Annotated in this window: 17 protein-coding genes; 13 read left to right on the forward strand and 4 right to left on the reverse strand. The window is 66.7% G+C overall.

The features are described 5' to 3' along the window. Nucleotide 1: 1 nt before the first annotated feature. The 3 genes from V0R62_RS03000 to V0R62_RS03010 form a co-directional block, all read right to left on the reverse strand. Nucleotides 2-610, reverse strand: a complete 609-nt coding sequence (locus V0R62_RS03000) for a glutathione S-transferase (protein ID WP_330102676.1) — start codon at nt 608-610, stop codon at nt 2-4. A 328-nt stretch (nt 611-938) separates the two neighbouring features. Beyond that, a complete protein-coding gene (locus V0R62_RS03005; protein WP_330102677.1) occupies nt 939-1,919 on the reverse strand; it encodes an aliphatic sulfonate ABC transporter substrate-binding protein in 981 nt (326 codons plus the stop codon). 16 nt (nt 1,920-1,935) lie between these two features. Beyond that, entirely contained in the window at nt 1,936-2,901 is a 966-nt protein-coding gene (locus V0R62_RS03010; RefSeq protein WP_330102678.1) for an ABC transporter substrate-binding protein, read from the reverse strand. A 211-nt stretch (nt 2,902-3,112) separates the two neighbouring features. Between V0R62_RS03010 and V0R62_RS03015 the strand changes: the two genes are divergently transcribed. From V0R62_RS03015 to V0R62_RS03075, 13 genes are all read left to right on the forward strand, one after another. Further along, entirely contained in the window at nt 3,113-4,003 is an 891-nt protein-coding gene (locus V0R62_RS03015; RefSeq protein WP_330102679.1) for a LysR family transcriptional regulator, read from the forward strand. Between the two features lie 169 nt (nt 4,004-4,172). Next, nucleotides 4,173-5,306, forward strand: a complete 1,134-nt coding sequence (locus V0R62_RS03020; RefSeq protein ID WP_330102680.1) for an acyl-CoA dehydrogenase family protein — start codon at nt 4,173-4,175, stop codon at nt 5,304-5,306. Beyond that, nucleotides 5,303-6,247 (forward strand): D-isomer specific 2-hydroxyacid dehydrogenase family protein, encoded by a 945-nt coding sequence (locus V0R62_RS03025; RefSeq protein WP_330102681.1) that lies wholly within the window; start codon nt 5,303-5,305, stop codon nt 6,245-6,247. Before V0R62_RS03020 ends, V0R62_RS03025 begins: the two co-directional genes overlap by 4 nt. Before the next feature lie 15 nt (nt 6,248-6,262). Continuing rightward, the gene (locus V0R62_RS03030; RefSeq protein WP_330102682.1) at nt 6,263-7,057 is read left to right on the forward strand and encodes a class II aldolase/adducin family protein; all 795 of its coding nucleotides are present in this window, start codon (nt 6,263-6,265) and stop codon (nt 7,055-7,057) included. Nucleotides 7,058-7,131: 74 nt separating this feature from the next. Next, nucleotides 7,132-8,751, forward strand: a complete 1,620-nt coding sequence (locus tag V0R62_RS03035; protein ID WP_330102683.1) for an ABC transporter substrate-binding protein — start codon at nt 7,132-7,134, stop codon at nt 8,749-8,751. Beyond that, the gene (locus V0R62_RS03040; protein ID WP_330102684.1) at nt 8,748-9,698 is read left to right on the forward strand and encodes an ABC transporter permease; all 951 of its coding nucleotides are present in this window, start codon (nt 8,748-8,750) and stop codon (nt 9,696-9,698) included. The genes V0R62_RS03035 and V0R62_RS03040 overlap by 4 nt, the downstream gene beginning before the upstream one ends. A gap of 1 nt (nt 9,699) precedes the next feature. After that, nucleotides 9,700-10,602 carry an ABC transporter permease gene (locus tag V0R62_RS03045; protein WP_330102685.1) on the forward strand — a complete coding sequence of 301 codons (903 nt, stop codon included), beginning with the start codon at nt 9,700-9,702 and terminating at the stop codon, nt 10,600-10,602. Next, a complete protein-coding gene (locus V0R62_RS03050) occupies nt 10,599-12,218 on the forward strand; it encodes an ABC transporter ATP-binding protein (protein WP_330102686.1) in 1,620 nt (539 codons plus the stop codon). The genes V0R62_RS03045 and V0R62_RS03050 overlap by 4 nt, the downstream gene beginning before the upstream one ends. 71 nt (nt 12,219-12,289) lie before the next feature. Next, nucleotides 12,290-13,624, forward strand: a complete 1,335-nt coding sequence (locus V0R62_RS03055; RefSeq protein WP_330102687.1) for an LLM class flavin-dependent oxidoreductase — start codon at nt 12,290-12,292, stop codon at nt 13,622-13,624. Between the two features lie 34 nt (nt 13,625-13,658). Continuing rightward, nucleotides 13,659-14,759 (forward strand): LLM class flavin-dependent oxidoreductase, encoded by a 1,101-nt coding sequence (locus V0R62_RS03060; RefSeq protein WP_330102688.1) that lies wholly within the window; start codon nt 13,659-13,661, stop codon nt 14,757-14,759. A gap of 322 nt (nt 14,760-15,081) precedes the next feature. Beyond that, nucleotides 15,082-16,644, forward strand: a complete 1,563-nt coding sequence (locus V0R62_RS03065; RefSeq protein WP_330102689.1) for a flavin monoamine oxidase family protein — start codon at nt 15,082-15,084, stop codon at nt 16,642-16,644. A 19-nt stretch (nt 16,645-16,663) separates the two neighbouring features. Continuing rightward, nucleotides 16,664-17,158, forward strand: coding sequence for a RidA family protein (locus V0R62_RS03070; RefSeq protein WP_330102690.1), 495 nt, complete (start codon nt 16,664-16,666; stop codon nt 17,156-17,158). Between the two features lie 34 nt (nt 17,159-17,192). Then, nucleotides 17,193-19,604 carry a TonB-dependent receptor plug domain-containing protein gene (locus tag V0R62_RS03075; protein ID WP_330102691.1) on the forward strand — a complete coding sequence of 804 codons (2,412 nt, stop codon included), beginning with the start codon at nt 17,193-17,195 and terminating at the stop codon, nt 19,602-19,604. 48 nt (nt 19,605-19,652) lie between these two features. Here V0R62_RS03075 and V0R62_RS03080 read toward each other — a convergent pair whose 3' ends face one another. After that, a complete protein-coding gene (locus tag V0R62_RS03080; protein ID WP_330102692.1) occupies nt 19,653-21,245 on the reverse strand; it encodes an ABC transporter ATP-binding protein in 1,593 nt (530 codons plus the stop codon).

A 21,245-nucleotide genomic window follows, 5' to 3' on the forward strand; every position in this document is an offset into this window, starting at 1 on the left:
ATCAGGCGATCGGATAACGCTTGAACAGGTCGGTCTGTTCCAGGCGCGCCGCATGGGCCTTGAGGGACGGAAAATCATCGGCCCTGACCACCTCGGGCAACATCAGCTGCATGAACGACCAGGCCACGGCAGTCGTGAGCGCAGCCTGGTCTGGCCGCTCGGTTTGCGACGGTCGTGCCGCGTAATGCCTGTCCAGTTCGGCGCATGCCGCCAGCAATTGCCGGGTGGCGCGCTCGACCCACGGCAGATGCAGCTTTTCGGCCGGGCGCATATTGTGCTCATAGACAATCTGCACGGCCTTTTCACAGGCAGCCAGGGCAAGTCCCAACGTAACCAAGGCGCTGGCCAGCGCCTCCGGCTGCTGCGGCAGCAACGTGCTGCCAGGGCCGCTCAAGCGCTCGAAATACTCGATGATCAGCGTCGAATCCATGAGTACCGAACCATCATCCAGCACCAGGGTCGGTGCCTTGACCACTGGATTTATCCGGGAGAACGCCTCGAAAGTGCTGAATACCGACAACGGCTCGTGCTCGAAACTGACACCCAGCAGATCGAGGGAAATCGCCACTCGGCGCACGTAAGGTGAATCCAGCATGCCAATGAGTTTCATCCATCGCTCTCCTTGGTTGATAACGTCGAGGTTGTCCTGCCGCGTTGTCCATGACCACAGTCCCACTGCCTCCGAGACGTTGCCGTCCCTGACATGGGTGGGAGCCCAGGCCCTGTCTATCGGTAGTTTTCGAGCTTCACACAAGGAACACCTGCCTGTCGACTGTTCCCCCTTGCCTGCCCCAGCCTGTAGGAGCGGCCTTGCCGAGGCGTCGGACCGGCCGGAAAGGGCCGCAAAGCGGCTCCGGCGATACCTGCATTGACGCTGAGATCCGGTCCGCTGCGCAGCCCCGAGTCTGGCGCACCTCCAGCGTTTCAATCGATCACCGTCACTTCGACAACCGCGCCTCGCTCTGAGCGTCAAGCGGCTCGAACAGGCTCACTGCCTGTGCATCCACCGCCTTGGGTAACAGCCCCGCCTGGTAGAACGCGTCGGCAATACGTTGCTGCTCGGCCAGGTTCTCCAGCCTCACGGGCTGCACGTCATAGCTGCGCCGGGCATTGGCCTGCTGCACCGTGGCGCTGTCCAGGTTGCCCCACAGCGGGCCGAGAATACGCGCCGCCGCCGCGGGGTTGGCCTTGGTCCAGGCGCCGGCCTCGCGCAGGGCCAGGTAGACCTGCTGCAATACCGCGGGATGCGCCTTGGCATAGTCGCTGCCCGCCAGGTAATAACGCTGGTAGCTGGCCAACCCGCTGCCATCGACCAGGATGCGTGCGTTCTGCTGGTTTTGCGCGCTGGCCACGAAGGGGTCCCAGGTCACCCAGGCATCGACCTTGTGGTTCTCGAACGCGGCGCGGCCATCGGCGGGGATCAGGTAGGCCGGGGTGATGTCCTGGAAGGTCAGGCCCGCCTTGGCCAGCGCCTGGATCAGCAGGTAATGGCTGCCGGCCGCCTTGGTCACGGCCACCCGCTTGCACTTGAGGTCGGCCAGGGTGCGCAACGGCGAATCAGCCGGCACCAGGATCGCCTGGGCTGTCGGCGATGGGGTTTCGCGGGCGAAATAGGTGAGTTTGGCGCCGGCGGCCTGGGTGAACACCGGCACGGTGTCGGCGACATCCGCCGACAGGTCGACATTGCCCAGGTTCAGCGCCTCCAGCAGGGGCAGACCGCTGGGGAATTCATGCCATGTGACACGAACGTCCTGGGCCTGCAGACGGTGCTCGAGACTGCCGCGGGCCTTGAGCAGGATCAACAGGGTCGAGGACTTCTGGTAGCCGATCCGCAAGGTCTGCTCGGCACTGGCCAAACTCGGCAGCAAGGCACTGGCCAGCAGCGCCAGCCCCAAGCGGCGCAAGGGTTTCAACGACATGGGACGATCTCCTGGGTCAGGGCTGCACAGCCAGCTTGGCGGCGCTGGGAAGGGTAAAGCCGGTGGCGAAGGTCGGTGCCACGTCGAGGCGTTGGTTGATCAGGCCGTGGCCATGGTAGAAGTCGGCAGTGCGTTGCTGCTCGGCGACGATCTGCGGATCGATCACCTGCCAGTGCAGTTGACTGCGTTCGAAGTGCCGGCGGGCAGCGGCCTCTGGAAACCCGATGATCGCCGCGAGTGTCTTCGCATAGCTGTCCAGGTGCTGGTAGGCCCACACCTGCGCCCCGGCCAGACGGTTGAGGTAGTCCTGCAGCGCAGCGCGCCGCGCCGGTTCACTCAGGGCCTGGTCGGTGGCGGCGAGGAAACTGTTGCCGTTGGACAGGCCACGGCCACTGACCAGCACCCTGCCCTGCCCACTCAATTCAGCCAGCGCCGTGTAAGGCTCCCAGGTCGACCAGCCGTCCACCGAGCCGTTGGCCAGGGCAGTCTTGGCGTCCACCGGCCCAAGGAAGCGAAACTCCACGTCCTTTTCACTGAGCCCGGCCTGCTCCAGCGCCTTGAGTGCCAGGTAATGGCCGATCGAACCACGACCGGTGGCGATGCGCTTGCCCTTGAGCTCGGCCGCGCTGTGCAGCGGTGCGTCGGGGCGAACCAGCAGCGCAGTGCCATAGGGGTCGTACTTGTCCACGGCAATGGCCTTGACCGGCGCCCCCGAGGCCTGCACGAACAACAGCGGCGCATCACCGATGATGCCGGCATCGATAGCCCCGGCATTGAGCGCCTCGGCCAAGGGCGCGGCGGCGGGGAATTCGGCCCAGTGAATGTCGTAGGGCAGGTCGCGCAGGGCATCGGCAGCCTCCAGCTGGGCGCGCATGTTGCCCTTCTGGTCGCCGATGCGCAGGGTCAGGCGTTCGCTCGCGATGGCCTGGCCGGCCAGCAACAGGGCTGCGGCAAGGACCAGCAGCTTCGATCGGATAGACATGGCGTTCCTCGCTGTCGTGGAGGGCAGTTTCATACGGCCTGGGTCGGGAGACTCTAGCGAGAAATAAAAAATAAATTAAAGTGATTTTAGGAATAACCTAAGATGCATTTTTGAGAATAATCGACGTTGACCGACTCGAACAGATAGCATTACCTGCCAGTCAGATTATGCTATTGGCTTATTTTTTCGTTCGATCCTGTGAGCGCCGATTATGAAAATCGATGATATGGACGCCTTCGTCGCGGTCATTCGTTGCCAGTCCACCAACCTCGCCGCCGAGGCCCTGCAACTGACGCAGCCAGCCATTACCCGCCGGGTGCAGAACTTCGAGCAAGACCTCGGCGCCACCCTCCTCGACCGCAACACCAAACCGCTCAAGCCAACGCCCATGGGCCTGCGGGTCTATGAACAGTGCAAAGCGATCCTGCGCGAAATCGACGCATTGCGCGAAATGGTCGCCAACGATGGCGCCCCTTCCGGCACCCTGCGCCTGGGCGTGCCGCAGACCCTTGGCGATGTGGTGCTGCTCGAGGCCCTGGCGCGGATCCGCGAGGCCTATCCGCAATTGCGCACCCAGGTCAGCAGCGGCTGGGGCAGCAGCCTGATCACTCGCATGGAGAATGGCGAACTGGACGCCGCCGCCGCGCTGTTCCCGCCGGGCAAGATTTTCCCCGACGGCATCGCCAGCCAGTCGATCGCGCGCATGCCGCTCAAGGTGGTGGCGGCCCGGGGTAGCGTCGCCAAGCGCAGCTACAAGCTCAAGGATTGCTATACCCGTGGCTGGGTTCTCAACCCCGATGGTTGTGGCTTTCGCGCGGGGCTGCAACGGGCACTCAGCGAACAGGGGCTGAGCCTGTCGATCAACCTGGAAACCTTCGGCACCGAGTTGCAGCTGGGGTTGGTCGCCAACGGCCAGGGCCTGGGCCTGGTGCCTGAGCCACTGCTGCAGGCCAGCCGCCATCGCGATGCGCTGGATGTGCTCAATGTCAGCGATTTCAAGCCGCAGGTGGATCTGTGGCTGTTCCATCCGCGTTACCTGGGCAACCTGCAGGAACCGGTGGAGCTGTTTGGTGAAGTGGCGGGGCATCGGCTGCTGGGTTGAGCTGGCCCGGGTTACCCGGCCGATCAATCCATAAATGCAATTTACGCATAAAGATTAAACATATAAATTCTTAAAACAAATAATTAGCATAGAACTAAAAAGACTTTTACAGCCTTCATCCATGCGAATACGGTCTTAGCCAACACACCGTCATCCAGGGATGAACCCGATGAGTCACCCGTCCGACAGCGCCCTCGCCGAGCTGACGCAGGCCCTCGCGGCCAATGCCGAGCGCTACGACCGCAATGCCCAGTTCCCCCAGGACAACTTCGACCTGCTGCAACGCCACGGCCTGCTCGCCCTCACCGTGCCCCAGGCCCTCGGTGGTGGCGGCGCGGACCTTGCCTGCGCCCGCCGGGTGATTGGCGCGGTCGCCAAGGGCGACCCGGCCAGCGCGCTGATTCTGGTGATGCAATACCTGCAGCACTTTCGCCTGCAGGACGAGACACGCTGGCCCGAACACCTGCGCCAGCGCGTGGCCCGCGATGCCGTGCAGCACGGCGCGCTGATCAACGCCCTGCGCGTCGAGCCCGAACTCGGCACACCGGCCCGCGGCGGCCTGCCCGCCACCGTGGCGCGGCGCACCGCCGAGGGCTGGCGACTGAGTGGTCGCAAGATCTACTCCACCGGCAGCCATGGCCTGACCTGGTACCTGGTCTGGGGCCGCAGCGATGACAGCGACCCACTGATCGGCGGCTTCCTGGTGCATCGCGGCACCCCCGGCATCACCATCGTCGACGACTGGGACCACCTGGGCATGCGCGCCACCTGCAGCCATGAAGTACGTTTTGATGACGTGCTGATCCCGCTGGACCACGCGGTAAGCGTCAGCCCTGCCAGCGCGCCCAAGGCCGAGCTGGATGGCGACAGCCTGCTGTGGATGGGCGTGTTGCTGCCGGCGGTGTACGACGGGGTGGCCCGCGCCGCGCGCGACTGGCTGGTGGGCTTTGTGAACCAGCGAGCCCCTTCCAACCTCGGTGCGCCGCTGGCCAGCCTGCCAAGGTTCCAGGAAGTGATCGGGCGTATCGACACCCTGCTGTTCGCCAATCAGAGCCTGCTCGAGTCAGCCGCCAGCGGGCAGGTCGGCGCGCGGCATGCCGGCCAGCTCAAGCACCTGGTCAGCGCCAACGCCATCCAGGCCGTGGAGTTGGCCATCGAGGCCGCCGGCAACCCCGGGCTATCGCGCCGCAACCCGCTGGAGCGGCACTACCGCGATGTGCTGTGCAGTCGCATCCACACCCCGCAGGACGACGTTGTGTTCGCCCAGGTCGGGCGCGCCGCGCTGACGGAGGCACGGGCATGAGCCATTCGATCATCGCCAGCCAACTCGACGCCCAGGCCAATCAGATCTTGCGCGAGCAACTGGCCGACCACGAGATCATCGATATCGCCGCCGACCAGTTGGCCCTCGATGCGCCCGCTGATGTGTTCATCCTGCGACCGATCAACGTGCGCGGCCAGCGCATCGACAGCCCGCCACCCGGTTGGCCCTGGGGCCTGAAGTGGGTGCAACTGGTGTCGTCGGGCATCGACTTCTACCCCGACTGGGTGTTTCAGGGTGCGCCGGTCACCACCGGCAAGGGCGCCAACGCCGAACAGGTGGCCGAGTTCGCCCTCGCCCTGCTGTTCGCCGCCGCCAAGCGCTTGCCTGGACTGTGGGTCAAGGATACCGACTGGCAACTGACCCCATTGGCACCGCTGCACGGTCGTACCCTGGGCATTCTCGGTTTCGGCAGTATCGGCCAGAGCCTGGCGCGCAAGGCTACGGCGCTGGGCATGCGGGTACTGGCCATGAGCCGCCCCGGCCAAGCCATCGCCGAGGTGCCGGGGGTGGTACGCGCCGCCGACCTCCGCCAGCTGTTCGCCGGCAGCGATCACCTGGTGCTGGCCGCCCCGCTCACCCCGGCTACCCGTGGCCTGATCGACCACCAGGTGCTGGCCCACGCCCGCCCCGGCCTGCACCTGGTCAACATCGCCCGTGGCGGCCTGCTCGACCAACAGGCCCTGCTCGATGCCCTGGACAGCGGCCTGATCGGCCGGGCCAGCCTGGATGTCACCGACCCCGAGCCGCTGCCCGCCGGCCACCCGCTGTACCACCATCCGCGGGTGTTCCTGTCGCCGCACACCTCGGCCATTTCCGAGGACGGCTACCCGGCCTTCCTCGAGGCCTTTATCAGCAACTTCCACCGCTACCGCGAGCAGGCGCCCCTGGCCAACCTGGTCGACACCGCGCGCGGCTACTGATTACCGGAGCACCCCATGAGTTCACTGTCTGCCGTCACCGCCAACCCTCATCACGTGCGCGACCGGGTCAGCCCGCAAGAGTGGGAGGTTCGGGTCAAGCTGGCCGCCGCCTACCGGCTGGCCGCCCTGTTCCGCTGGACCGACCACATCTACACGCATTTTTCGGCCCGCGTGCCAGGGCCGGACGAGCATTTCCTGATCAACGCCTTCGGCTTGCTATTCGACGAGATCAGCGCCTCCAACCTGGTCAAGGTCGACGTCGACGGCACGCTCATCGACGACCCGCTGGGGCTGGGCATCAACCAGGCCGGGTACGTGATCCACAGTGCCATTCACCGCGCCCGCCCCGACCTCAAGGCCGTGCTGCATACCCATACCCGCGACGGCGCGGCGGTGTCGGCCCAGCGCGATGGCCTGCTGCCGATCTCCCAGCACGCCCTGGCCTACTACAGCCGGGTGGCGTACCACGACTACGAAGGCGTGGCCCTGGACCTGGACGAACAGCAGCGGCTGGTGGCCAACCTGGGTGAAAGCAACATCCTCATCCTGCGCAACCACGGGCTGCTGACCGGGGGGATCAGCGTGGAGCACGCGTTCCGTGAACTGCATGGGCTGGAGCGTGCCTGCAACATCCAGGTGGCGGCCCAGGCCGGGGGCAACGACCAGCTGCTGCATGCGCCGCAGGCGGCGATTGCCAAAGTGCACGAGCAGTCCAAGCGGTTTGCCGAAGGCAAGGGGGAAGGCATCCAGCGGCATTGGGATGCGTTGATCCGACAGCTGGACCGCGAGGGCCGGGACTACCAGGACTGACTGAAGATCATCCGCAGCCCGTGCCGCCCGCCTGGCCGGTACGCCAAGGCCCCATTCTGATGAAGGACCACCCCATGCCCGCACCGCACCGCCTGTTCGCCATCGCCTCCCTGACCTTGATGCTCGGTGCCTGCTCACCGGCCGACAACAGCACCGCCAGCAAAACCCTGAACATCGCCTTCTGGGGCGACAACACCACCCTGGTCAGTGTCGACCCCTTCCAGGTCTACTGGCTGGAGCACCGTGTGTTGCTGCGTAACGTCGCCGAATCCCTCACCGACCAGGATCCGCAGAGCGGCCGCATCATTCCCTGGCTGGCGAACAGCTGGGAGGTCGGCGCCGATGCCCTGAGCTATACCTTCCACCTGCGCCAGGACGTCACCTTCAGCAACGGCGAGCGCTTCGACGCCCATGCCGTGAAAACCGCCTTCGACAGCAACAAGGCCTTCGCCACCCAGCTGCCGGCCACCTTCGGCGCCACCTACCTCGCCGGCTACGACCACGCCGAAGTACTCGACGACTTCACCGTGCGCCTGGTGCTGAACAAGCCCAACGCAGGCTTCCTGCAGGCCACCTCCACCACCAACCTGGCGATCCTCGCTCCAGCCTCCTACCGGCTGACCGCGCAGGAGCGCTCGCTGGGCAAGATCATCGGCACCGGTCCATTCGTGCTCGAGCACTACACGCCGGAAGTCGGCGCACGCCTGGTCAAGCGCGCGGACTACGCGTGGGCCTCGGCCAATGTGCGCAACCAGGGCCCGGCGCACCTGGATGCCGTGGAGATCAGCTACATCCCCGAGGAGAGCGTGCGCAACGGCCTGTTCCTGCAGGGCAAGGCCGATATCCTGTGGCCACGCAACCCGTTCTCGGAAGTCGACCTCAAACTCTTCCAGTCCAGGGGCGCGACCATCCAGAGCCGCTCGCTGCCGGGCCCGGCCCTGAACCTCTACCCCAACACCCGCAACGACCGTCTGTTGGGCGACCGCCAGGTGCGCTTGGCGCTGCAGAAAGCCATCGACCGCACCAGTTACGCGCGCACCGTGTACAACGCCGAGTTCCCGGTGGTGAGCGGCGTCTACGACGTCACCACGCCGTATTTCAAGCCCCAGGCCAGCAAGCTCGCCTACGACCCCAAGGGCGCCGAACAACTGCTCGACGCCGCCGGCTGGCCCAAGGGCGAGGACGGCTACCGGCACAAGAACGACAAGCGCCTGACCTTGCGCTACATCATCACCCCCGCCGAAACCGCCGGTGACGTGCTGGTGCAGGACCAACTGCGCAAGGTCGGCATCGATCTCAAGCTGAACGTGCTGACCCGTGCCGAATGGGTGACCGGCAACGCGTCGGGCAACTATGACCTGACCTCCACCTACATGACCCGCGCCGACCCGATCGTCCTGCAGACCATTCTCGATCCACGCACGGCCAACAGCGCCACGCTTGCCACCAATACCTACGAGCCCCGGACACAGGCCTTGGCCCAGGCGCTGTTCGACAGTGGCCTCAGCGCCACCGCCGGTTCGCAGCGGGCCCAGGCCTATGGCCAGTTGCAGGACCTGCTGGTCGACGAAGCCAGCGCCTTCCCGTTGTACGAGCGTGTCTGGCAGGCCGCCACCGCGCCACGAGTCAAGGACTTCCGCTGGACCGCCGAAGGTTTCGCCCTGCTCAGCGATATCCAGGTCGAGCAGCCATGAAGCACTACCTGATCGGCCGCATCGGCCAGGCGCTGCTGGTGCTCTGGGGCGCGTACACCATCACCTACTTCATCCTCTATCTGCTGCCGGGCGATACCCTGGCGATCATGCTCAGCGCCTCAGGCATGGAGGCCGACGGCCTGTCGCCCGAGGACCTGGCCAAGGCCCGCGCCTATTACGGACTGGACAAGGGCCTGTTCGAGCAATACGGCGACCTGCTCTGGCGTGCCCTGCACGGCGACCTCGGCCAGTCGCTGTCGCTGGGCCGGCCGGTCACCGCGCTGCTGGCCGAGCGCCTGCCACAGACCCTGGCCCTGGCCGGCAGCGCCATCGTCCTGTCGCTGCTGGCCGGGGTCGGCCTGGCCTACCTGACCGCCTACCTGCAATGGCCTGCGCTGAAGACCGCGCTGGCGCGCCTGCCGTCGCTGGGCTTTTCGGTGCCGGTGTTCTGGATGGGCCTGCTGCTGATCCAGGTGTTCGCCTTCGCCCTGGGCTGGTTCCCGGCCACCGGCAGCCAGGGCCTGGCCAGCCTGGTGCTGCCAGCCGTCACCCTGGCGATCCCCAGCGCCGCGGTCTACGCCCAGGTGCTGCAACGCGGCTTTCAAGGCGTGTGGCGCGAGCCGTACATCGTCACCGCCTTCGCCAAAGGCCTGAGCCGGGGTCAGGTGCAGGCGCGCCATGGCTTGCGCAACGCGGCGTTGCCGCTGCTGACCCTGGTCGGCCTGCAGGTGGGCAACACGGTGTCCGGCGCGGTGCTGGTGGAGACCATCTTCTCGCGCAACGGTGTCGGCCGCCTGGCCCAGGAAGCCGTGCTGCGCCAGGACATCCCGGTGGTGCTGGCGATCGTCACGGTGTCGGCCACTGCCTTCGTGGTGGTGAACCTGATCGTCGACCTGCTCTATCCCTTGCTGGACCCACGCATCACCCATGCCGCCAAGGTGAGCTGACATGACAATCGACATTTCCCGCGCCAGCCGGCTGACCGGCGACGAGGCCCTCCCCGCCACCTGGAAACGCCGCACACGCCTGGCGCGCGCGCACCTGGCCTTGACCCCCTTGCTGCGCCGGCCCGGTTTCAGCCTGGCCCTGGCGATCGTGCTGTTCGCCCTGCTCTGCGCGCTGACGCCTCAGCTATTGACCCATTTCGACCCCTACACCACCGCCCCCGCCGACAAGCTCAGCGCGCCCAGCCTGACGCACTGGTTCGGCACCGACGAACTGGGCCGCGACCTGTATACCCGGGTGGTGTACGGCGCGCGCCTGTCGGTGCTGGCGGCACTGCTGGCGGTGACCCTGGCGCTGCTCGGCGGCCTGGGCCTGGGCGTGCTGGCGGGCTTCGCCGGCGGGCGCGTCGACGCGGTGCTGATGCGCCTGACCGACGTGTTGCTGGCACTGCCCGGCCTGTTGCTGGCCCTGGCCATCGTCACCGCCATCGGCTTTGGCACCGTGCCCGTGGCCATCGCCGTGGGGGTCGGCATCATCCCGGGCTTCGCTCGCACCACCCGCGCCGAAGTGCTGCGGGTAAAGAGCTTGCCTTACGTCGAGGCCGCCCGCCTGGGCGGCGCCAGCTGGGCGCGCACGCTGCTGAGGCATGTGCTGCCCAACGCCTGGGGGCCGGTGGCGGTGCTCGCCACCTTGGATTTCGGCGCAGCCATCCTGGCCACCGCCGGGCTGAGTTTTCTCGGATTCGGCGCGGCGCCGCCCGCGGCGGAATGGGGCACGCTGATCGCCAACGGCCGCCATTTCCTCGTCACCGCCCCCTGGGTATCCCTGCTGCCGGGGCTGTTCGTGGTCGCCGTGGTGTTCAGCCTCAATCACCTGGCGCGCAGCGCCGAGGAGCATGCCCGATGAGCCCGTCGCCCCTGATCGAGGTCCGCGACCTCAGTGTCAGCTATGCCATCGCTGGTGAACGCCCCCAGGCGCTGCGCAGCTTGTCGTTGCAGCTGAATCAGGGCGAGACCCTGGCCATCGTCGGCGAGTCGGGCTCAGGCAAGTCGACCCTGGCCAATGCCCTGCTCGGCCTGCTGCCGGACAATGCCCGGATCGACCAGGGCCAACTGTGGGTCGCCGGCATCGATGTCGCCCAGGCCAGCGAGCGCACCCGCCGCCAATTGCGCGGGCGCACCATCGGCCTGGTGCCGCAGGACCCGATGGTCAGCCTCAACCCCACCCTGCGCATTGGCCGGCAGATCGCCGAGGCCCTGCTGCTGGCCCGTGGTCGACGCTACCCGGAACTGGACGCCGACGTACTGCGGCTGCTGGCCCAGGTCGGCCTGGACGACCCGGCGCTGCGCGCCCGGCAATACCCCCACGAGCTGTCCGGCGGCATGCGCCAGCGGGTGCTGATCGCCATCGCCCTGGCCGGCGAGCCGCGGCTGATCATTGCCGACGAACCCACCAGCGCCCTGGACGTGACAGTGCAACGGCGCATTCTCGACCACCTGCAGCAGCTGGTGGCCGAGCGTGGCATCGCCTTGCTGATCATCACCCATGACCTGGGCATGGCTTGCGACCGCGCCGACCGCCTGCTGGTGATGAAACAGGGTGAACAGGTGGAGCACGCCTCGCCCAGGCAGATCCTCTGGGGCGCGGCGCAACCCTACACGCGCGACTTGCTCAACGCCGCCCCCGCCTTCGTGCCACGGCGCAGGTCAGGCGTACCAGACCACCAGGCGCCGCTGCTGCGCCTGAGCAACGTCGGCAAACGCTTTGCGCTGCCCGGCCCGGGCGAGTCGTTCACCGCGCTGCACGACCTGAGCCTCGAGCTGCATGCCGGCCAGACCCTGGCCATCGTCGGCGAGTCAGGCTCGGGCAAGAGCACCGCGCTGCGTATCGCCCTGGGCTTGGAGAAGCCCAGCCAGGGGCGCGTGGAATTCGCCGGCGTGGATGTCAGCGCCTGCAGCTGGCGGCAGTTCCGCCCCCTGCGTCGACGCATCCAGTTGGTGCAGCAGAACCCGTTCGCCGCCCTCGACCCACGCTTGAGCGTATTCGACAGCATCGTCGAGCCGCTGGTGTCGTTCGGCCTGCTCAAGGGCGCGGCGCTGGAGCGCAAGGCCCGCGAGCTGATCAGCCGGGTGCGCTTGCCGGTGCACGTGCTCGACCGCCTGCCCAGGGAGCTTTCGGGCGGCCAGCGGCAACGGGTGGCGATTGCCCGGGCCCTGGCTCTGGAGCCTGATGTGCTGCTGCTCGACGAGCCGGTCAGCGCGCTGGATGTGTCGGTTCAGGCGCAGATTCTCAGCCTGCTGAACGACCTGCAGCGCGATCTGGGGATGGCTTATGTGCTCGTCTCCCATGACCTGGCGGTAGTAGCCAGCATGGCCGACCAGGTGCTGGTGCTGCGGCGTGGGCAAGTGGTCGAGCAAGGGCCTGCGGCGCAGGTCTTCGGCCAGCCCGCCAGTGCCTACACGCGGGAGCTGATTGCGGCGATACCCGGGCATTCGCGCAGCGTGCTGCCCGTCGCGGTTTAACGGCGGTGTCGCGTGGAGCCACCACGCGGTGCTGATCGACATTCATGCATGGCAAGCAAGAGGAAATGATCATGAGCAAGCGACAGATACATCTGGGTGCAATGATCCACGGCGTCGGCCACGGCTGGGGCGAATGGCGTCATCCCGAGGCACTGGCCGATGCCAGCGTCAACTTCGGGTTCTACCAGCAGCAGGCGCGGTTGGCCGAAGCCGCCAAGTTCGATTTCGCCTTCATCGCCGACAGCCTGCACATCCACGCCCGTTCCAGCCCCCACTACCTGAACCGCTTCGAACCGCTGACCCTGCTCTCGGCGCTGGCGGCGGTCACCACCCACATCGGCCTGGTGGCCACGGTCACGGTCAGCTACACCGAGCCCTTCCAGGTCGCCCGCCAATTCGCCTCGCTGGATCTGATCAGCGGCGGACGCGCCGGCTGGAACGTGGTCACCTCGTGGCTGTCGGGTACCGCCGACAACTTCGGCAAGGCCGAGCACCCGCCCCACGCCGTGCGCTACCGCATCGCCCGCGAACATGTCGAGGTGGTCCAGGGGCTGTGGGACTCGTGGGAAGATGACGCCTTTACCCGCGACAAGCAGACCGGCAAGTTCTTCGACCCGGACAAGCTGCACACCCTTGGCCATCAGGGTGAGTTCTTCAAGGTCAAAGGCCCGCTGAACATCCAGCGCTCGCCCCAGGGGCAGCCACTGATCTTCCAGGCCGGCGTGTCGGAGGACGGGCGCGCTTTCGCCGCCCAGAACGCCGATGCGATCTTTGTCAGCCCCGAGTCGTTCAGCGATGCCCGCGCCTACTACCAGGACCTGAAACAACGCGCCGCGCGCCATGGCCGCGACCCGGACCAGCTGTTCATCCTGCCGGGCATCCGCCCCATCGTCGGCCGCGACGAAGCGGAAGTCGAGCGCCGCTACCAGCAGGCCGTCGACCTGGTGAGCATCGAGGATGCCCTGGTCGCCCTCGGACGCCCATTCAACGACTACGACTTCAGCCAGCACGCGCTCGATGAACCCTTCCCCGACCTGGGCACGCTGGGCGACAACAGCCACAAAGGCACCGCCGACCAGCTCAAGCAACTGGCCCGCGACGAGGCCCTGACCCTGCGCCAGCTGGCCTTGCGCTTCTCCCGCCCGAGGCGGGACTTCACCGGGACCCCCGAGCAGGTCGCCAATGCCCTGCAGGACTGGTTCGAGGATGGCGCCGCCGATGGTTTCATCATCAACTCGCTGCTGCCCGATGGCCTGCAGTACTTCACCGAGCTGGTGGTGCCGCTGCTGCAAGCCCGAGGCCTGGTACGCCACGAGTATCCCGGCCGCACCCTGCGCGAGAGCTTCGGCCTGAATGTACCGGCCAACCGCAATACCCTGCGCCGCAACCAGACAGCGGTCGCCTGAGGCCGCCCAACAGGACGAAAAGGAGTTCCATCGCATGAGCCTCGAATTCATCGGCCTCATCGGCCCTCAGGAAGCGAGTGAGTCACAGGCCCCACGCGGCCCGCTGGTCGACCTGAAGTTCATCAAGGCCTTCGCCCAGGCCCAGGAATACGGCGGGTTCGACAAGGCGCTGCTGGCGGTCGACACCAGCGCCCCGGACTCGATGATCCTCGCAAGCTACGTGGCCGCGCTGACCGAACGCATTGGCCTGCTGGTGGCGCACCGTCCCGGCTTCCAGGCACCGACCTTCGCCGCCCGCCAGTTCGCCACCCTCGACCAGCTCAGCCGCGGCCGCGCCGCGATCAACGTGATCACCGGCGGCGACAGCGGCGACCTGCAGCGCGACGGCGACTTCCTCGACAAGGATGCCCGCTACGCCCGCACCGACGAGTACCTGGAGGTACTGCGCAGTACCTGGACGCGGCAGCAGCCCTTCGACCACCAGGGCACGCACTACCGGGTGGAGGACAACCTGACCCTGGTCAAGCCGGTGGGCACCCTGCCGGTGTACTTCTCCGGGGCCTCGGAGGCGGCGGTGGAGGTCGCGGCCAAGCACGCCGACGTCTACATGATGTGGGGCGAGCCGCTGGAGCAGGTACGCGAGCGCATCGCCCAGGTGCGCAAGGCCGCCGCCCGTCATGGGCGGGACAAGCACATCCGCTTCAGCCTGTCGCTGCGACCGATCCTGGGCGCCACCGAGGACGAGGCCTGGGCCCGCGCCGAGCGGATCCTGGCCGAGGCCAGGGCGCATATCGGCATCCGTCAAGGCAAGCGCCGGGACAAGAACTTCGGACGCAGCAACACAGGCTCCGAGCGGCTGGTGGCGCTGGCCAGCCAGCGCAAGGTGCATGACACCCGGCTCTGGACCGAAATCGCCGCGCTGGGCGGCGGCGCCGGCAACTCGACCTCGCTGGTGGGCACGCCTGAACAGGTGGCCGAGGCCGTGCTGGCCTATTACGAGCTGGGCGTGAGCACCTTCCTGTTCCGCGGTTTCGAGCAGTTGCGCGATGCCGTGGAGTACGGCCAAGACTTGATTCCAAGGATTCGCGCCCTGGTCGCACAGCTGGAGTCAGACCGCGGCACCCGCAGCGCCTGAGCTGCACCGCCCCTTGCGCACGCGCCGACACGCCACCTCGCTCATGTGAGGTGGCGTGTCGGCGCGTGCGGCTTTCCATGGGAAGTCACCGGCTCGGTTAATATCAGTATTTTGCATTTAATCTTAAAAGTTAAATTACATTAAAACATAATTAACATAGAACCAAAAAGCCTTTCACAACGCTGAAGAAGACCATTAAGTTCTTTAAACCGACCCCCGACATGGCGGAGGCAAATGGATATGTGCCAGCCGCCGTCGGTCCCTTCTTGCGTCCGCCTGCCCGTTGCGCCTGTCCGAAACCCAACTCCTCGGAGACCGCAACATGGGATTGTCCCGTAGAGACCTGATTACCCGCCTGGCTGCCGTGGGTGGCTATAGCGCGGCGCTCGGCGCGCTGGGGCACAATGCCCTGGCCGCCACTTTCGAACCTCTGCAACTGGCCGCCAACAGTGGCAATGGCAAGCGCGTGGTCATTGTTGGCGCGGGGATTTCCGGCCTGGTGTCGGCTTACGAACTGCGCAAGGCCGGCTTCTCGGTCACGGTGCTCGAAGCCCGCGACCGCGTCGGCGGCCGCGTCTGGACCCTGCGCCAGGGCGACCACGTCGAGCACAACGATGGACAGTCACAAACCGTCGAGTTCGACCCGGGGCACTTTTTCAATGCCGGCGCCGCGCGCCTGCCCAGCCACCACCTGACCATCCTCGGCTACTGCCGCGAGCTGGGCGTCGAACTGCAGGTGCTGGTCAACAGCAGCCGCAATGCCCTGGCCCAGCCCGACCTGGCACGCCCGCCGCTGCTGTTGCGCCAAGCGGTCAACGACACCCGCGGGCACTTGAGCGAACTGCTCGCGCGCAGCATCGGCCGCAACAGCCTCGATGCCGACCTCAGCAGCGGCCAACGTAAAGCGTTACTGGACTTCCTCAAGGTCTATGGCGACCTCGACAGCCAGCAGCAGTACCGCGGTTCGGTGCGCGCCGGCTACACCCGCTTCGCCGGGGCCGGCGACCAGACCCCGATCCAGCGCCAGCCGGTCCCCCTCGACCAGTTGCTGGACAGCAACCTGCTGCTACCACTGGTATTCGACGAAATCCCCGAGTTTTCCTCGACCATGTTCCAACCGGTCGGCGGCATGGACCAGATCCCCAAGGCGTTCTACCGCCAGCTCAAGGACAGCGTGCGCCTGGGCGCCGAGGTACTGGGCGTGGAAACCGGCGACAACGCCAGCAAGGTCGTGTGGCGTGACCGCAGGAGCGGGAAGCAGCATGTCGAACACGCGGACTACGCCATCGTCACCCTGCCCCTGCCCCTGCTGGCCAAGCTGCCGAACAATTTCGACGCCGCCTTCAAGCAGGCCATCGGCAGCGCCGAGGGCGACAAGGCCAACAAGGTGGCCTGGCAGTCGCCGCGCTTCTGGGAGACGGACTTCCAGATCTACGGTGGGCTCAGCTACATCAATCACGAAGCACGCACCCTGTGGTACCCCAGCGACCATCTCAACAGTGCCCGGGGCGTGCTGGTGGCGACCTACAACACCGGCGAGGTGGCCGAACAGTTCGCCGCCAAGTCACTACAGGCGCAGATCGCCTCGTCGCGCCAGGCGGTGGAGTCGCTGCATCCGGGCCACAGCCACAAGCTGGGCCAGCCGGTGGTGGTGAACTGGTCGAAGATCCCGTTCAGCGAAGCGCCGTGGATCGTCCACGACGAAGTCGCCCAACCCGGCTACGACATCCTCAACCAGCCCCAGGGCCGCACCTGGTTGGCTAGTGACGCCCTGGCCCATGGCGGGGTCGGGATCTGGCAGAACAGTGCTGCCGAGTCCGCCCGCCGCGTAGTCGGCCTGATCGCCCGCCATGCCAGCCAGACCACCCGCGGCGCCGCCGCCTGATTGCCAAGGAAGCCACCCCATGCCTCGCCTTCTTCTGCTTGCCGCATCCCTCATGTCGCTGACCCTCAACGCCCATGCCGACGACATCAAGCGGGTCGCCCCGCCCGGCTCGAACTTCCCCATTTCGCAACTGGTCACGGTACCGGCCGGCAGCCAACTCACCTTCGTCAGCGGCACCCTGCCGGATGTGGCCGACGCCAAGGCGCCCAAAGGCAGCATCGCGGCATTCGGCAACACCGAGACCCAGACCCGCTCGGTGCTCGAAAAACTGCGCACGACGCTGCGCGGCCAAGGCCTGGACCTGGGCGACATCGTTCAGTTGCGAGTGTTCCTGGTGGGTGATCCGGCCAACGGCGGCGCCCTCGACTTTGCCGGCCTGCAAGCGGCCTACACCCAGTACTTCGCCACGGCCGAGCAACCGCGCACGCCCACGCGTACCGCCGTCCAGGTGGTGGCCCTGCCGCTGCCGGGGGCGCTGGTGGAAATCGATGCGATCGCGGCCAAGGCGCCTTGAGCGCGCCACCGACGCCAGACAAGGAAATGCAAGCATGAAGCAAGCCCTCACATCCGCCCCACTTTTGACCGTGGCTCTCGCCGCCGGGCTGCACAGCTCACTCGGCCTTGCCGACGAAACTGCCGCCCAGGCCCTGGGCACGGTCATCGTCACCGGCAACCGTGGCAGCGAAAAACGCACCGTCACCAGCAGCCCGGTGCCCATCGACGTGATCAGCGCCAAGCAGTTGCAGGAAACCGGCAAGCCCGGCCTGATGGAAGCCCTCAGCGCCAGCGTGCCGTCGCTGACCTTGCCGGAAAAGACCGGCTGGGACGCCAGCGGCATGGCCCGCGCGCCGAACCTGCGCGGCCTCAACGCCGCCCAGGTGCTGGTATTGGTGAACGGCAAGCGTCGCCATACCAGCGCCACCCTGAACATCAGTGGCATCAACGCCGGCGCCGCGCCCAGCGACCTGGACCTGATCCCCATCAGTGCCATCGACCATGTCGAAGTGCTGCGTGACGGCGCGGCGGCCCAATACGGCTCCGACGCCATCGCCGGGGTGATCAACGTGATCCTCAAGGCCGACACCAGCGGCACCGCCGTGACCACCGCCGGGCAAGGCTACGATGGCAAGAAACAGACCGTGCAGCAAAGCCTGAACAAAGGCTTCGAGATCGGCCGCGACGGCATCGTTCAGCTGGCCCTCGACGCCCGCAGCCAGAACGACGACAACAAGGCCAGCGCCAACGGCTACAGCCAGGCCGAGGCGCTGGACCGCGCCGGCAAGGTCACCTACGGCGGCTATGGCACGCCGAAGATCAACCTGCTGACGCTGGGCTACAACGCGGAGCTGCCGGTGGACGACGCACTCACCCTGTATTCGTTCAGCACCTGGTCGTACCGCAAGGCCGAGCAAGGCCAGAACTTTCGCCTGCCGACGATCGTCAACACCATCACCACCGGCCCCAATGGCCGCCCGTCCGGCTATACCCCCACCTGGTACATCGAAGAGCACGACTACCAGGCCGCGTTCGGCGCCAAAGGCCTGGCTGGCGAATGGAACTGGGACCTGTCCAGCACCTACGGGCGCAACGAAGCCGAACAGGGCACCTGGAACAACCAGAACCCGTCGCTGGGCGAGGCCACGCCGAATCATTTCGAGTCCGGCACCTGGGTCAGCTCGCAGTTGACCAGCAACCTCGACCTGCGCCGCAGCTTCGACGTCGGCCTGAGCAAGCCGCTGGACGTTTCCTGGGGCCTGGAACAACGCCGTGATACCTACCAGGTGCAGGACGGCGACTGGGCCAGCTGGGCCGACGGTGGCTACTGCGCGGCGCCCGGCAACTGCGCCTCGTCCGGCGCCCAGGTCACCAACGGCATCTCCCCGGCCGAGGCCAGCAGCGCCAGCCGCAACAGCTACGCAGGCTACCTGGACGTCGGCTTCAACCCGCTGCCGCAGTGGTACTGGGGCGCCGCGCTGCGCTACGAGCACTACGATCGCGGCATCGGCGCCACCCGCAGCGGCAAGCTGACCACCCGCTACGAGCTGACCCCGGCGCTGGCCGTGCGGGCCACGGTGAGCAACGGCTTTCGCGCCCCGTCACTGGCCAATAGCCTGTTCAGCGCCCGCTCGACCACCTTCGGCGTGGTCGACGGCGTGTACCAGTCGATCAACTACGGCGTGCTGCCGGTGGACTCGCCCGCCGCCCAGGCATTGGGCGCCGAGCCGCTCAAGCCGGAAAAGTCCACCAACTACAGCCTGGGCCTGACCTGGCAGCCCAGCGAACGCCTGGCCTTCACCGCCGACGCCTACCTGATCAACGTGCGCGACCGCATCACGCTCACCGGCACCCTGCTGGGACCGGAGGTCACCCAGACGCTGCTGAACAACGGCATCGACTCGACCTCGGGCGGCCAGTACTTCACCAACGGCGCCGACACCCGCACCAAGGGCCTGGACCTGGTGAGCAGCTACGACCAGGACCTGGGCAGCGCGGGGACCGTGAAATGGACCGCGGCCTTCAACTGGAACGACACCGAGATCCTCGACTACAAGCAAAACGTGAACATCCTCGGCACCTCATACGCGCTGATGGGCCGTCAGGCGCGCAACCTGCTGACCGACGTGCAGCCGCACACCAAGTTGATCCTTGGCGCCAATTGGCGCCTGGACCGCTACCGGGTCAACCTGGGGCTGACCCGCTACGGCTCCTGGCGCGAAGTGAACGACGACAATGACCGCTCGCTGGACCGCGAGTACAAGGCACGCTGGATCACCGACCTGGATGTGGGCTACCAGCTGACCCGGGACCTGGAGCTGGCGATCGGCGCGCGCAACCTGTTCGACGTGTATCCCGAGCGCCAGGCGCCGAGCAACAAGACCATGGTCAGGGGGTATGGGGTGTATTCGCCGTATGGCTTCACCGGAGGGTATTACTTCGGGCGGCTGACCTATAGCTTCTGAGCATCAGCCCTTTCGAGATGTTCGCCATTAGCGTTAAGGCGCTCGGTCTCACAAGCGCTGCAACTCCGACGTCAAACACGCCGCAGCCATCAACTCCCGGGTATAGGCATGTTGCGCAGCGGCAAACAGCTGTGCGCTGTCCCCGCGCTCGACCACCACGCCCTCCTTGACCACGATCAGCTCGTGGGCCAGCGCCCGCACCACGGCCAGGTCATGGCTGATGAACAGGTAGGTGAATCCCTGCTCGACCTGCAGCCGCCGCAGCAGCTCCACCACCTGTTTCTGCACGGTGCGGTCCAGCGCCGAGGTCGGCTCGTCGAACAGGATCAGCTCCGGTTCGAGCACCAGGGCCCTGGCGATGGCGATACGCTGGCGCTGGCCGCCGGAGAATTCGTGCGGGTAGCGGTGACGCATGGCCGGGTCCAGCCCCACCTGCTCCAGCCCCTGGATCACCCGCGCCTCGCGTTGCGCCGCGTTCAAGTCCGTGTGTACCTCGAGCCCCTCGGCGATGATCTGCGCCACGCTCATGCGCGGGCTGAGGCTGCCGAATGGGTCCTGGAACACCACCTGCAGTCTCTTGCGCCAGGGCCGCAACTGGCGTCCCATCAGGCTATCCAGCGCGGCTCCCTGAAAGCGAATGCCACCCTCTGAGTCGATCAGGCGCAGGATCGCCTGGCCTAGGGTCGACTTGCCCGAGCCGGACTCTCCGACGATGCCCAAGGTCTGCCCGCGCCGCACCCGCAGGTCGATGCCATCCACCGCCTTGATCAGCTGGCGCGCCCCGCGCAGCCAGCCGCCCTGGGCGAAGTGCACGCGCAAATCCTCGACCTCCAGCAGCGGCTCCCCCGCCGCCACCACCGGCGCATGCACTTCGGGTTCGGCGTCGAGCAGCTGGCGACTGTAGGGGTGGCGCGGGGCGCTGAACAGCGTCGCGCAGTCGGCCTGTTCGACGATTTCCCCCGCCCGCATCACAGCCACCCGCTGGGCGATGCTGCGCACCACGTTAAGATCATGGCTGATCAGCAGCAGGGCCATGCCCAGCTGTCGTTGCAGGCGCCGCAACAGTTGCAGGATGCGCTGCTGCACGGTGACGTCCAGCGCCGTGGTCGGCTCGTCGGCGATCAGCAGTTGCGGCTCGCAGGCCAAGGCCATGGCGATCATCACCCGCTGGCGCTGGCCGCCGGACAGTTCATGGGGATAGGCGCTCAAGCGCTCCGCAGGGCGACTGATCCCCACGAGCTCGAGCAGCTCGACGATCCGCGCACGCGCCGCACGACCCTTGAGCCCCTTGTGCAGCAGCAGCGTCTCGCCCAGCTGGCGCTCGACACTGTGCAGCGGGTTGAGCGAGGTCATCGGCTCCTGGAAGATCATCGCGATGCGGTCGCCACGCAACTGGCGCAGGCGCGCGGGTGTGGCCCCGAGCAACTCCTCGCCCTGGTAGCGGATACTGCCCTGGGTATTGACAGCGCCCTTGGGCAGCAGTTGCAGGATCGAATGGGCCGTCACCGACTTGCCCGAACCCGACTCGCCGACCAGCGCCAGGCACTCGCCGGCGCGGATGTCCAGGTCGATGCCGCGCACCACCGGCTGCCCGGCGAAGGCCACGCGCAGATCACGGATCTCGATAAGGTTGTCAGCCAT

The sequence above is a fragment of the Pseudomonas carassii genome (assembly GCF_036324045.1).
Lineage (GTDB): Bacteria > Pseudomonadota > Gammaproteobacteria > Pseudomonadales > Pseudomonadaceae > Aquipseudomonas > Aquipseudomonas peradeniyensis.